Source organism: Amycolatopsis keratiniphila subsp. keratiniphila (genome assembly GCF_001620365.2).
In the GTDB taxonomy this organism is placed as follows: domain Bacteria; phylum Actinomycetota; class Actinomycetes; order Mycobacteriales; family Pseudonocardiaceae; genus Amycolatopsis; species Amycolatopsis keratiniphila.
This window is the reverse complement of record NZ_LQMT02000025.1, coordinates 35,594-49,161: the sequence shown is the minus strand read 5'-3', so window position 1 is coordinate 49,161 and position 13,568 is coordinate 35,594. Positions and strand designations below refer to the sequence as shown.

Here is a 13,568-nt window from a genome sequence, read left to right as displayed (position 1 = left end):
TAAACGCGATCCGGGCGGTCAGGCGGCGGGTTCGTCCTGGACCTCGATGGGGGCGCGTTTGACGTCGGCGTCCAGCAGGGGCTGGTACTTCGTCGTCCCCGTCAGGTGCGTGAGGAAGAACGCGGTGAACAGCGCCCGCGCCAGTTGCTGAGTCCCGCGGTGCGGCTTGCCGTGCAGCAGCAGCTGGCTCCAGTGCCTGCCTTCGGTGACGCCGAGGTGCGATGACTTCCCGAGCTTCCGCAGCTGCACCGGCCCGCCCCACGCGTCCGCGATGGCCTCGGCATGGCCGACCGGCGGCGCGACCAGGTCTTCGCTCGCCGCGAGGTGCAGGCCGGGCACGGTCACCGACCGGGCCGACACCGTCGCCGGCGGCAGCGTCTGGGCCGGGGTGATGGTAGCGACGGCGCGGATCTCGGGCCGCTCGTCGTTCTCGGCCGCCTGCGCGGCGGCCAGCACCGCCGAACCACCGCCGGTCGAGTGCCCGGCCAGGCCGAGCTTCGCCGGGTCGACGCTGATGCCGTCCGGTCCGAGGCGGACCGTCGTGATCAGCTCGAGCGTGGTGAGCAGGTCGCCGGCCAGCAGCCGGTGCGAAGGCAGCGGCCCGCGCTGAGTGGCCGGAGCCGCCGCGACGATGCCCCAGCTCGCGAGGTGCCGCAGCAGGTGCCGGTAGCTCCCGGTCGGCTGGAGCCAGCCGTGCCCGAAGGCGATCGCGGGCAGACCGAGCCCGGACCGGGGCGTGAACACGACACCGGGCAGTCCGACCAGGGCGAGGTTGCCGCGCAGAACGTCGTGCGGACCTGGGTGGGACAGCTCCGCGAGCAGCTGCTTGGGCTTGCTGGCCATGGTCGTGACCTTACTGCCCGCACCCCCGCCCGGCCCGCGCGCCGCCCTGCGCGTCGCGTTTAGCCCGCTAAACGCGACGCGTGGGCGCCCGGGCGAGGGGGCCGGATTCCCGTCGTTAGGCTGGTGGCCGTGTGTGGAATCGTGGGATACGTCGGACACCGCCCGGCCCTGGACGTCGTCATCGGCGGCCTGCGCAGGATGGAGTACCGCGGCTATGACTCGGCAGGCGTCGCGGTCCTCGACGGCGCCGGCGCGCTGAACGTCGAACGCAAGGCGGGCCGCCTGGCCAACCTGGAGACCCAGCTCGACACCGTCGGCAGGGACACCTTCACCGGCACCGCCGGGATGGGCCACACCCGCTGGGCCACCCACGGTGCCCCGGTCGACCGCAACTCGCACCCGCACCGCGACGCCTCCCAGCGCGTCGCCGTCGTGCACAACGGCATCATCGAGAACTTCGCCGCCCTGCGCGCCGAGCTCGAGGCCGAAGGCGTCGAGATGGCGAGCGACACCGACTCCGAGACCGCCGCGCACCTCATCGCCCGCGCGTACACCGAGGGCGACACGAAGGGCGACTTCGCGGCCAGCGTCGCCGCCGTCTGCCGTCGTCTCGAGGGCGCGTTCACCCTTGTCGTGACCATCGCCGACCAGCCGGACACGGTCGTCGCCGCCCGCCGTTCTTCACCGCTGGTCGTCGGTGTCGGCGAGGGGGAGCACTTCGTCGCCTCAGACGTCGCCGCGTTCATCGAGCACACCCGCGAGGCCGTCGAGCTCGGCCAGGACCAGCTCGTCGTGATCACCCGCGACGGCTACGAGGTCACCGACTTCCACGGCGACGCCGCCCAGGCCAAGCCGTTCACCGTCGACTGGGACCTCTCGGCCGCGGAAAAGGGCGGCCACGAGTACTTCATGCTCAAGGAGATCGAGGAGCAGCCGGAGGCGCTGGCGAACACGCTGCGCGGCCACTTCGACGGCGGCCGGATCATCCTCGACGAGCAGCGCATCTCCGACCAGGACCTGCGTGACGTCGACAAGGTCTTCGTCGTCGCCTGCGGTTCCGCGTACCACTCGGGTCTCGTCGCCAAGTACGCGATCGAGCACTGGTGCCGCCTCCCGGTCGAGGTCGAGCTCGCCAGTGAGTTCCGTTACCGCGACCCGGTGCTGGACCGCGCGACGCTGGTCGTCGCCGTCTCCCAGTCGGGCGAGACCGCGGACACCCTCGAAGCCGTCCGCCACGCGCGCGAGCAGAAGGCCCGCGTCCTGGCGGTCTGCAACACCAACGGCGCGCAGATCCCGCGCGAGTCCGACGCCGTCCTCTACACGCACGCCGGCCCGGAGATCGGTGTCGCGTCGACCAAAGCGTTCCTCGCGCAGATCGCGGCCAACTACCTGGTCGGCCTGGCGCTGGCGCAGGCGCGCGGCACCAAGTACCCGGACGAGGTCGCCCGCGAGTTCGCCGAACTCGAAGCGATGCCCGCCGCGGTGCAGAAGGTCCTGTCCACTGTGGACCAGGTCCGCGACCTCGGCCGCCGGATCGCCGACTCGAAGGCCGTGCTGTTCCTCGGCCGTCACGTCGGTTTCCCGGTCGCCCTCGAAGGCGCGCTGAAGCTCAAGGAACTGGCGTACATGCACGCCGAGGGCTTCGCCGCGGGCGAGCTCAAGCACGGCCCGATCGCGCTGATCGAAGAAGGCCTGCCCGTCGTCGTGGTGATGCCGTCGCCGAAGGGGCGCGCGGTGCTGCACTCGAAGCTGGTGTCGAACATCAGCGAGATCCAGGCGCGCGGTGCCCGCACGATCGTGATCGCGGAGGAGGGCGACGAGACCGTCCGCCCGTTCGCCGACGAGCTGATCGAGATCCCGGCCGTCCCGACCCTGCTGCAGCCGCTGGTCTCCACGGTGCCGCTGCAGGTGCTGGCCGCCGAGATCGCCCGCACGCGCGGGTACGACGTCGACAAGCCGCGTAACCTGGCGAAGTCGGTCACCGTCGAGTAGAGACCGGAGGCGTCGTGCAGGGAATCTGGACCACGGAACGGATTCGCGCGGCGGAAGACCGGTTGCTCGCCGTCACTCCCGACGGCGAGCTCATGCGGCGCGCGGCTTTCGGTCTTTCGGTGCACGCCGCCGAGATGCTGGCCGAACACACGGGCTCGGTGTCCGGGCGGCGGGTGACGCTGCTCGTCGGGTCGGGGAACAACGGCGGTGACGCGTTGTGGGCCGGCGCGTTCCTGCGCCGCCGCAACGTGACCGTTTCCGCGATCCTGCTGAAGCCCGAACGCGCGCACGGCCCGGGTTTGGCGGCGTTGAAGCGATCCGGCGGCAAGGTCGTGTCCATCGAGGACGGTCCACAGTGGATTCAGCGAGCCGACCTCGTCGTCGACGGGATCGTCGGTATCTCGGCGCGCGGACCGTTGCGGCCGGACGCCGCCGCGCTGCTGGAGCACGTCAGCGCGCCGGTGCTGGCCGTCGATCTGCCGAGTGGGGTGGATCCGGACACCGGCGCCGTCGACGGTCCGGCGGTCGTGGCCGATCGGACGGTCACATTCGGCGCGCTCAAGCCGGTGCACGCCCTCGCGCCCGCGTCCTGTGGCGAGGTCTCCCTGGTGGACATCGGGCTGCGGCTCAGCGAGCCCGATCTGCGGCGGCTCGATACGGCGGATGTCGCCGCGGCGTGGCCGGTGCCGGGGCCGGACGACGACAAGTACAGCCAGGGCGTGGTCGGGGTGGCCGCCGGGTCGGCGACGTATCCGGGCGCGGCCGTGCTCGCGGCCGGTGCGGCGGTGCGGGCGACGTCCGGGCTGGTGCGGTACGCCGGTCATGCCGCGGATGTCGTGCGCGGGCACTGGCCCGAGGTGATCGCGACGGGTTCGGTGACCGACGCGGGCCGGGTGCAGGCGTGGGTCGTCGGGCCGGGGATCGGTACCGGGCACGAGGGCCGGGACGTGCTGAGGTTCGTGCTCGGCCGCGGCGTGCCGGTGTGCGCGGACGCCGACGCGACGACGATCATCGCGCGTTCGCCCGACGTGCTGGACGCGCGCGATCCGGACACGCCGCTCGTGCTGACTCCGCACGCGGGGGAGTTCGAGCGGCTGATGGGTTCGCCGCCGGGGGCGGACCGGGTCGCGGCGGCGCGGGCGGCGGCGCGGAAGTACGAAGCCGTCGTGCTCCTGAAGGGACACTGCACGGTGGTCGCGGCGCCGGACGGGCGCGCGCTGGTGAACACGCCGCGGGGGTCGTGGCTCGCGACGGCGGGTTCGGGGGACGTGCTGTCCGGTCTGCTCGGCGCGTTGCTCGCGTCCGGGCTCGATCCGTGGCTGGCGGCCGGGGCGGCCGCGCACGTCCACTCGCTCGCCGGCTCGCTCGCCGCCGACGGCGCCCCCACCTCGGCCTCCGGCATCCTCGGCGCGATCCCCGATGCCCTCCGGTCCGTCCGTTCCCTGACCTCCTGACCAGGGCCCCAACCTGCGTTTAGCCCCCTAACTGCGCTCTGCGGTCGGGCGCCCTCAGATGCCCGCATTCTGCAGGCGGGCGCCCTCAGAGCGCGGTTAGCCCGCAAAACGCACGTCGGCGGGGCAGACGGCGCGAGTGGGAAAAAATGCGGGAGTTATCGAGTTACGTGTTAACTCCGGGCGAATAATCTGGTAAGAAGCAGGTGTGAGCGCCGACACCCACCCCGCCGAGACCGCGATGGTCCGGGTCGTGAACGGTGTCGCCCATGTCTAAGACCAGGCCTTCGGACGCCGCCGTCGAGCACCGGCGCCAGGAGATCCTCGACCACGTCATCGCCACCGGCGAGGTCCGCATCGACGACCTCACCACCCGCTTCGGCGTCAGCCTGATGACGATGCACCGCGACCTCGACGACCTCGCCGACCGCCGTCTCCTCCGCAAACTCCGCGGCAAGGTCGAGGCCTACCCCGCGACGACCATGGAGTCGGCCGCCCGTTTCCGCGACACGTTCAACCAGGCCACCAAGGACGCGCTCGGCGAGGCCGCCGCGGCGCACGTCCACTCCGGCCAAACGGTCTTCGTCGACGATTCGACGACGCTCTTCCCGCTCGTCCGCCGCCTCGGTGAGATCGAGGACCTCACCGTCCTCACCAACTCGCTCGAAGCCGCCCGCATCCTCGGGCTCGCCAAGAGCGTCGAGGTCGTCCTGGCAGGCGGGCGTTACCACCACGAGTTCGACTCGTGCGCCGGCCCGGACGTCGTCGCGTTCCTCGACCGCACGCACGCCGACATCGCGTTCGTCTCGGTCGCCGCGGTCGCGGTCGGCCGCCTGTTCCACCCGGTCCAGGACTACGCCGAGCTCAAGAAGGCCGCGCTGCGCACCGCCGACCGCAACGTCCTGGTCGTCGACAACTCCAAGTTCGGCCGCACCGCTACCTACGCGTACGGCGACATCGGCGACTACGACCTCCTGATCACCGACGAAGAGACGCCGACCGAGGAGATCGAGGCGGCGCTGACCGCGGGCACCGCCATCGAGCAGGTCGAATGCGCACCGGAGGGGCCGGAATATGAGTTCTGACCTGGTCGCCGGAATCGACTCGTCGACCCAGTCGACGAAGGTCGTCGTCTGCGACGCGAACACCGGCGAGATCGTCCGCACCGGCCGCGCTTCGCACCCCGACGGCACCGAGGTCGCCCCCGCCGCGTGGTGGGACGCGTTCCGCGAGGCCACGGACGGCCTTCTCGACGGCGTCGGCGCCATCGGCATCGGTGGTCAGCAGCACGGCATGGTCACCCTCGACGAGGCCGGCGAGGTCGTCCGGCCCGCGTTGCTGTGGAACGACACCCGGTCCGCGAAGGCGGCCGAAGACCTCGGCGCCGAAATCGGTGCCGAGAACTGGGCGAAGTCCGTCGGCTCCCTGCCGGTCGCCAGCTTCACCGTCACGAAGCTGCGCTGGATGGCGGAGAACGAACCCGAGCTGGCCGATCGCGTCGCTCGTGTCCTGCTCCCGCACGACTGGCTGACCTGGCGGCTGCTGAGCGACGGCGCCGAGCCGGTCACCGACCGCGGCGACGCTTCCGGAACCGGATACTTCTCGCCCGCCACCGGCGAATACCGCCAAGACCTCCTCGCGCACGCCTTCGGCGGCCGTACTCCCGAGCTGCCCAAGGTCCTCGGCCCGGCCGAAGCGGCGGGTCACACCCCGGACGGGATCCTGGTCTCGGCGGGAACCGGCGACAACATGGCCGCCGCGCTCGGTCTCGAACTCGTCCCCGGCGACGTCGTCGTCTCACTCGGTACCAGCGGCACCGTCTTCGGCGTCTCCGAGACGTCGAGCGCCGACCCGTCCGGCATCGTCGCGGGATTCGCCGACGCCACCGGCCGGTTCCTCCCGCTGGCCTGCACCCTCAACGCGGCCCGCGTGCTCACGGCCACGTCCGCGATGCTCGGCGTCGAACTCGCGGAGTTCGACAAGCTGGCGCTCGCCGCCACCCCCGGTTCCGGCGGCCTCACCTTCCTTCCTTATCTCGACGGTGAGCGGACGCCGAACCTCCCGGACGCCAAGGGCACGCTCTCCGGCTTGACCCGCGCGAACATGACGCCCGAAAACCTCGCGCGCGCCGCCGTCGAAGGCATGCTGTGCGGTCTGGCCGCCGGGCTCGACGCTCTGCGGGAGCAGGGGCTCGACGTCCGCCGCGTCCTGCTGATCGGCGGTGGCGCGCAGTCGGCCGCCGTCCGCGCGGTCGCGCCGATCGTCTTCGGCGTGCCCGTCGTCATCCCCGAAGTCGCCGAGTACGTCGCGGTCGGTGCCGCGCGGCAGGCGGCCTGGGCCCTCGCTTCCAGCACGGAACCTCCCCGCTGGCAGGAACAGCACGGCTACACCCCACTCGAGCCGACCGAAGCGGACCGCGCCGAAGGGCATCGGATCCAGCAACGGCATCTCGAAGCCCGCGAACTCGGGCACGGCATTTCCGCGAAACCGAAAGAGGACTGAACCGATGGCCACGATCACCTACGACAAGGCGACCCGGCGCTACGCGGGCTCCGAGCGGCCCGCCGTGGACGCACTCGACCTCGAGATCGCCGACGGCGAGTTCCTCGTGCTGGTCGGGCCGTCCGGCTGCGGCAAGTCCACCAGCCTGCGGATGCTCGCCGGCCTTGAGGACATCGACGAAGGCGCCGTGTGGATCGGCGACCGCGACGTCACGCAGCTGCCGCCGCGCGCCCGCGACATCGCGATGGTGTTCCAGAACTACGCGCTGTACCCGCATATGACCGTGGGCCAGAACATGGGCTTCGCGCTGAAGATCGCGGGCCGCCCGGCGTCGGAGATCAAGCAGAAGGTGCTCGACGCGGCCAAACTGCTCGACATCGAGCAGTACCTCGACCGCAAGCCGAAGGCGCTCTCCGGTGGTCAGCGCCAGCGTGTCGCGATGGGCCGCGCCATCGTGCGTGAGCCGCAGGTCTTCCTCATGGACGAGCCGCTGTCGAACCTCGACGCGAAGCTGCGTGTCTCCACCCGTACGCAGATCGCCGCATTGCAGCGCCGCCTCGGCGTCACCACCGTGTACGTCACGCACGACCAGGTCGAGGCCATGACGATGGGCGACCGGGTCGCCGTCCTCTCGGACGGTCTCCTGCAGCAGTGCGACACCCCGCGCGCCCTGTACGACAAGCCCGCAAACGCTTTCGTCGCCGGTTTCATCGGCTCGCCCGCGATGAACCTCGTCACCGCGAAGCTCACCGAGGACGGTGCCGAGCTGGGTGGCGCCCGAGTGCCGCTGACCCGTGAGATCCTCGCCAAGGCCGAAGGCGACACGGTCACCCTCGGGTTCCGTCCCGAGTCGCTCGAGGTGACCACCAGCGAAGACGGCACTCTGCCGATCAAGGTCGACCTCGTCGAAGAGCTCGGCTCGGACGCATACGTCTACGGCAAGCTGGCCGAGACCGACGCCGAGGGCTCGAAGTCGAACGTCGTCACCCGTGTGGACCCGCGCACACCGCCGACCATGGGCGACACCCTGCACCTGCGGATCCGTCCCGACGAGCTGCACGTGTTCTCCGCCACCGACGGGGCGCGCCTGTCCTGAGCCGGTTCGTGGGAAACTGGTGGTCGTTATGACCGCCAGTTTCCCGCGTGCCGAGGTCGTCATCGACCTGTCCGCCATCCGGCACAACGTCGCCCTGCTCGCTTCCCGCGCCCCCTCGGCCCAGACGATGGCCGTGGTCAAGGCCGACGGCTACGGGCATGGCGCCCTCGAGGTCGCCCGGGCCGCCGTCGAGGGCGGCGCCACCTGGCTGGGCACCTGCTCCCTCGGCGAGGCGCTCGCGCTGCGCCGGGCAGGGATCGGGGTCCGGCTCTTCAGCTGGCTCGACACCCCCGAAGCCGACTTCGCGCCCGCTGTCGCCGAAGACATCGACGTCGCCGTGAGCTCCCTTGACGAGCTCGCCCGCGTGGCCGACGGCGCGCGCCGGGCACGCGACTTTAGCGGGCTAAACGCGATCTGCCGGGTTCACCTCAAGATCGACACCGGGTTGTCCCGAAACGGCTGCCCACCTGCGGAATGGCCGGCCTTGGTCAAGGCCGCGGCGGCCGCGAAACCGCTCATCGAGGTCGTCGCCATCTGGTCGCACCTCGCCTGCGCCGACGAGCCGGGCCACCCCTCCATTAACGCGCAGGCGAAGCGGTTCGACGAGGCCTACGACATCGCCCGCGCGGCCGGCCTGAACCCGATGCGGCATATCGCGAACTCCGCCGCCGTGCTGACCAGGCCCGACCTGCATTTCGACCTCGTGCGCCCCGGGATCGCGATCTACGGGCTGAACCCGGTGCCCACCGAAGACGATCTCCGCCCGGCGATGACCTTCAAATCGTCGGTCGTGCTCACGAAGCGGATCCCGGCCGGCGAATCCGTCTCGTACGGCCACAGCTGGACGGCCGAGCGCGACACCACCCTCGCCCTGGTCCCGGTCGGTTACGCGGACGGCGTGCCGCGGTCGCTGTCCGGCCGCATGGACGTATGGCTCGCCGGGAAGCGTCGGCCGGTCGTCGGCCGCGTCTGCATGGACCAGCTGATCGTCGACTGCGGAGACGAAGAACCGGCCGTCGGCAGCGAAGTGATCCTCTTCGGCCAAGGCACATCCGGCGAGCCGACCGCGCGGGAATGGGCCGACAAGCTGGGCACGATCGACTACGAGATCGTGACTTCGATGTACCGCCCGCGGGTCCACCGGACGTATCTGGAGGCAGGCTCGTGACACCTTCACGAAGACTGCTGGCCATCGTCGGCGGCGTCGGGGCGGTGGCCACCGGCACCGCCGCCGCGATCGCCGTCGCCGCACAGCAGCGGCGGCAGAGTGAGGATCCGTTCGTGGACGAGCCGTTGGGGGACCTCGCACCGGATCGGACGTCGACAGTGGCGGCGGAGGACGGCACGCCGCTCGCGGTCGAGGAGATCGATCCGGCCGATGGGGGAGAACCGGAGCTGACCGTCGTCGGCGTGCACGGTTTCGCGTTGTCGAAGCGCTGTTGGCACTTTCAGCGGCGAGACCTCGCGTCGCTGAAGCTGCCGCGGGTGCGTCAGATCTACTACGACCATCGCGGGCACGGGCAATCCGGCGCCGCGACCGCCGAGACCAGCACCATCGAGCAGCTGGCGCGCGACCTCGACATGGTCCTGCGCTCGGTCGTGCCGAAGGGGCCCATCGTGCTCATGGGGCACTCGATGGGCGGCATGGTGATCATGGAGCTCGCCGCGGAGCATCCCGAACTGTTCGACGACCGGGTCTGCGGCGTCGCGTTCATCGCGACCGCCGCGGGCGAGGTCGGGGCCCGGGGGCTGCCGCGGTCGCTGCTGTCGAAGTACAACCCGCTCACGCGAGGCGTCGGCGGGCTGGCCGGTTGGCAGCCTGGGTTGGTCGAGTTCGTGCGCGCGGCGGGCGGGCAACTGACTCGGCAAGCCGTGCGCAGGCTGGCTTTCGGCAGCCGGGACGTGTCGCCGCGGCTGGTCGACTTCATGCTGGAAATGCTCGAAGTGACGCCGGTGCGCGGGCTCGTGAACTTCGTCGACACGCTCGGCAGTCACAACCGGTACGCCGCGCTCGCCGGGCTGAAGCACGCGCACGTGCTGGTCGTCGGCGGGGATTCCGACCGGTTCACGCCGATCGCGCACGCCGAGCGGATCGCGGCGGAGCTGCCCGACGCGGAGCTGGTGCGCGTCCGGGGCGCGGGGCACATGGTGCAGCTGGAACAACCCGAACTGGTGAACAGCCACCTGATCGACTTGGTGCAACGATGCACGGGCACCGATGGTGAGACTTCCGAACGGCGGACCTGGTGGTGGCAACGCTGATGAATTTCGCTTTCCCGACTCCCGAGGCGACCATGGATTTCGGGCGTGAGCTCGGGCGTTCGCTGCGCGCGGGCGATCTGGTGCTGCTCGCCGGGCCGCTCGGGGCGGGCAAGACGACGCTGACCCGCGGGATCGCGGACGGTCTCGGTGTCGGTGGGCGGGTCAGCTCGCCGACGTTCGTGCTGGCTCGCGTGCATCCGGCGGGTGCGGCCGGGGTCGCGCTGGTGCACGTCGACGCGTACCGGCTCGGCGGGGATCTCTCGCAGCTGGACGACCTGGACCTCGACACCGAACTGGAGCGGTCGGCCCTGGTCGTCGAGTGGGGCGAGGGAGCGGCCGAGCGCCTGTCGGACGACTACCTCGTCGTACGCCTGGAGCGCCGGGAAGACGATGTCCGCCTGGTCACCCTGGAGCCGCATGGCACCTGGGCCACCCGCACGCCCGACCTGCGTTTAGCGGGCTAATCGCGATCTGGCCGCCCGACGTGCGTTTAGCCCCCTAATCGCGATCTGCGCGGGGCGACCTGCGTTTCGCGGGCTAAACGCGATCCGCGGGGCGCACGACGGAACGCGCGATTCCCAGGTCCACCAGGTCCTGGGGGCGTAGCCGCAGCCGGTCGGCGAGAGCGGGGATTTCGTCGGCGGGCAGCTTGAGGATCGCCGCGGCCGCCTCGGGCGACGTCACCGAGAAGTACGCGTCGGGCGCCACCCAGGTCGACCCCGGCGCCGCGAACGCGAGCGCGCCCCCGGAACCGCCTTCCCCGATCACCAGCGTGGTGATCGGCACGGCCGCGCTCGCGACCGCCTCGAACAACTCCGCGATCGCCGCGCCCGCACCGGCCCGCTCGGCTGCCTCGTCGTTCGCCGCTCCGGGAGTGTCGACGAGGGTGAGTACCGGGATCCCGAGCCTCGACGCGAGCCACACCAGACGCGCCGCGGTCCGGAACCCCGCGGGCAGCGTCGCCGTTCCGCCCTGCGCCGCGTACGCGATCGCCCGGCCGCTTCGCCACCCGAAGCCGCACGAGACTCCGGAGTCGACTCCGCCGCACCTGTCGCCCGAGACCTCCTCACGCCAGTCGAAGTACGCGTCGAGATACTCCGCAGCCCTCGGTCGCTCAGCGGAGCGCGCCGCTTGGACCGCATCCCAACCGTTTTCAGGTAGGTCCGTGGACCCAAGCGCTCCAGGCGGTTCGGCGGCTTCTGTCGTCGGCGAAGTCAGTAAGCGCAGCCACCGTTCCAGCGTCGAAGGAAGTTCGGCCGGCGTCACGATCTGATCCACCTGGCCCCAGGCGAGCTTCGCCTCGGCCGTGTACGCCTCCGCGGACGCGCCGGCGGGCCGCACGCGAGAACCGGCGAAGCCGACCTGCGCCCCAGGAAGAGCGAGGACGACGTCGGCGCTCGCACCGAGCGTCGCCCATCCGCCACCCGTGGTCGGATCGCGCAACACCGAGATCTGCGGCACCGACCGGGCCCCGGCCGCCGCCCGCGCGATGCGCTGCAACTGCGAGAGCGCCAGCATCCCGTGCTGCATGCGGCTGCCGCCGGTCGCGATCAGCGACACCACCGGCAACCGGGACTCCACGGCCCGCGCGAACGCCGCCTCGACGCGATCACCGGTCCGCCTGCCGATCGAACCGCCCAGGAAGCCGAACTCGAAAGCGATCACCACCGCCTCGACGTCACCGATCTTGGCGGTCCCGCAGAGCACGGACTCGCTCTCGCCGGTCCGCTCCTCGGCGGTTTCGCGCGCCGAGCGATAGCCCGGCCAGCCGATCGGCCCGTCGTCCGGCTCCTCGGAACGCGGAACGTCCAGGTCCTCGAAACCGGTGGTGATCTCCTTGATGACAGCCCGCGCCGAGGGCCTGCTCACCCGAGCGCCCGCTTCATGACCTTGCCCATGTCGTTGCGCGGTAACGCTTCCAGATAGCGGACCACCCGCGGTCGTTTGTGCGGCGACAACAGGCGTGAGACATGGTCGGCGAGTTCCGACTCCGTCGGGCGTTCTCCCTCGGGCACCACCCAGGCCACGATGCGCTCGCCGAGGTCGTCGTCGGGCTCGCCGGTCACCGCGACCTCCGCGACACCGGGATGCTCCATGAGCGCGTTCTCGATCTCGCCCGCGCCGATCTTGTAGCCGCCGCTCTTGATCAGATCCGTCGCCTTCCGGCCGACGATCTTCACGTAGCCGGCCGCGTCGCGGGTCGCCATGTCGCCGGTCCGGAACCAGCCGTCGTCGAAGGCGGCTTCGGTGGCGTCGGGGCGGTTGAGGTACTCGGTGAACAGGTTCGGCCCGCGGACCTGGATCTCGCCGACGGTCTCGACCTCCTCGACAGGCACGCCCGATTCGTCGACGAGGCGTACCTCGACGCCGCGCAGCGGGACACCGACGGTCCCGGGAACGTGCTCGCCGTCGGCGCGGATGCTGGTGTTCATGAGGGTCTCGGTCATCCCGTAGCGCTCGATGACGCGCCTGCCGGTCGCCGCGGTGATGCGCTGATGGTCGTGGACGGGCAACGCGGCCGATCCGGAGACGAGCAGTCGGGCGCTGCTCAGCGCCTCGGCGAGCGACGGGTCTTCGCCGACTTCGCCCGCGATGCGGTGGTACATCGTCGGGACGCCGAACATCATCGTCGCGCCGGTGGCGAGTTCGCGTGCGACGCCTTCGGTGGAGAAGCGACCGAGATGCCGGACCGAGCCGCCGCGCCGGAGCGGCCCGAGGATGCCGAGGATCAGGCCGTGCACGTGGAACAGCGGGAGACCGTGGACGAGGACGTCGTCGGCGGTCCATTCCCAGGCGTCTTCGAGCGCGTCGAGGGTGGTCGCGATCGCGCGCCGGGGGAGGACGACACCCTTGGGCGGGCCGGTGGTGCCGGAGGTGTAGACGATCAGCGCGGGGGCTTCGGCGCCTGGCTCCGAGAGTAGGTCGACCGGTGCGCCTTCGAGAACGATGTCGCGTCGCGGCAGGCCGTCGAGACCGGCGGGCAGGTCGGCGCCCGGTTCGGAGAGGACGAGGACGGGCTCGCTGTCGGCGAGGATGTGCGCGAGCTCGCGCTCGCCGATCTTCGGGTTGAGCGGGATGGCGGGTACGCCCGCGAGCAGGGCGGCGATCACGGCGACGCTGGTATGGACCGAGGGCGTCGCCCAGACGGCGACGCGGCCACTCGGCAGGTCGCGGGCGAGGGTGCCGGCGATGGCCGCGACGTCGGCGTAGGTGAGGGAGGTGTCGCCGAAGCGGAGCGCCTCCTTGCCGGAGCCGCTCGCCAGCGTGGGGAACAACCGATCGGGCACCGTGTGACCTCCTGCTCGACTCCGCCGGCCGGGGCGCTTGGAGCCAAGGAACCCCGCTTTCGGAACCGTACCCGCGCCAGCCGCCCGTGCCCTGCGACCTGCTTCACACCCCTCCGCCGACCTGCGTTTAGCCCC

At 71.2% G+C, this 13,568-nt stretch carries 11 protein-coding genes; 8 read left to right on the top strand and 3 right to left on the bottom strand.

Annotated elements, in window-relative coordinates:
* Positions 1-18: 18 nt before the first annotated feature.
* Complete coding sequence (locus AVR91_RS26365; protein WP_063275134.1) at positions 19-843, bottom strand: dienelactone hydrolase family protein; 825 nt, start codon at positions 841-843, stop codon at positions 19-21.
* Between the two features lie 129 nt (positions 844-972).
* Between AVR91_RS26365 and glmS the strand changes: the two genes are divergently transcribed.
* The 8 genes from glmS to tsaE all read left to right on the top strand — a co-directional run bounded on the left by glmS (position 973) and on the right by tsaE (position 10,610).
* Positions 973-2,835: a glutamine--fructose-6-phosphate transaminase (isomerizing) gene (gene glmS, locus AVR91_RS26360; protein ID WP_063275164.1), complete on the top strand. Its 1,863-nt coding sequence runs from the start codon at positions 973-975 to the stop codon at positions 2,833-2,835.
* Between the two features lie 14 nt (positions 2,836-2,849).
* On the top strand, positions 2,850-4,289 hold the full coding sequence (locus AVR91_RS26355; protein ID WP_063275135.1) for a bifunctional ADP-dependent NAD(P)H-hydrate dehydratase/NAD(P)H-hydrate epimerase: 1,440 nt from the start codon (positions 2,850-2,852) through the stop codon (positions 4,287-4,289).
* Between the two features lie 266 nt (positions 4,290-4,555).
* Positions 4,556-5,371 carry a DeoR/GlpR family DNA-binding transcription regulator gene (locus AVR91_RS26350; protein ID WP_063275136.1) on the top strand — a complete coding sequence of 272 codons (816 nt, stop codon included), beginning with the start codon at positions 4,556-4,558 and terminating at the stop codon, positions 5,369-5,371.
* Positions 5,361-6,788, top strand: a complete 1,428-nt coding sequence (xylB, locus tag AVR91_RS26345) for a xylulokinase (RefSeq protein WP_063275137.1) — start codon at positions 5,361-5,363, stop codon at positions 6,786-6,788. Before AVR91_RS26350 ends, xylB begins: the two co-directional genes overlap by 11 nt.
* 4 nt (positions 6,789-6,792) lie before the next feature.
* Complete coding sequence (locus tag AVR91_RS26340) at positions 6,793-7,884, top strand: ABC transporter ATP-binding protein (protein ID WP_016331133.1); 1,092 nt, start codon at positions 6,793-6,795, stop codon at positions 7,882-7,884.
* 28 nt (positions 7,885-7,912) lie between these two features.
* Positions 7,913-9,052, top strand: a complete 1,140-nt coding sequence (gene alr, locus AVR91_RS26335; RefSeq protein WP_063275138.1) for an alanine racemase — start codon at positions 7,913-7,915, stop codon at positions 9,050-9,052.
* Positions 9,049-10,146, top strand: a complete 1,098-nt coding sequence (locus tag AVR91_RS26330; protein WP_063275139.1) for an alpha/beta fold hydrolase — start codon at positions 9,049-9,051, stop codon at positions 10,144-10,146. Before alr ends, AVR91_RS26330 begins: the two co-directional genes overlap by 4 nt.
* Complete coding sequence (tsaE, locus tag AVR91_RS26325; protein ID WP_016331136.1) at positions 10,146-10,610, top strand: tRNA (adenosine(37)-N6)-threonylcarbamoyltransferase complex ATPase subunit type 1 TsaE; 465 nt, start codon at positions 10,146-10,148, stop codon at positions 10,608-10,610. Before AVR91_RS26330 ends, tsaE begins: the two co-directional genes overlap by 1 nt.
* 73 nt (positions 10,611-10,683) lie before the next feature.
* Here the strand turns inward: tsaE and AVR91_RS26320 are convergent, their stop codons facing one another.
* Together AVR91_RS26320 and AVR91_RS26315 are read right to left on the bottom strand one after the other, a co-directional pair.
* Complete coding sequence (locus AVR91_RS26320; RefSeq protein ID WP_063275140.1) at positions 10,684-12,015, bottom strand: carboxyl transferase domain-containing protein; 1,332 nt, start codon at positions 12,013-12,015, stop codon at positions 10,684-10,686.
* Positions 12,012-13,433 carry an acyl-CoA synthetase gene (locus AVR91_RS26315; protein ID WP_063275141.1) on the bottom strand — a complete coding sequence of 474 codons (1,422 nt, stop codon included), beginning with the start codon at positions 13,431-13,433 and terminating at the stop codon, positions 12,012-12,014. The genes AVR91_RS26320 and AVR91_RS26315 overlap by 4 nt, the downstream gene beginning before the upstream one ends.
* Positions 13,434-13,568: the final 135 nt, after the last annotated feature.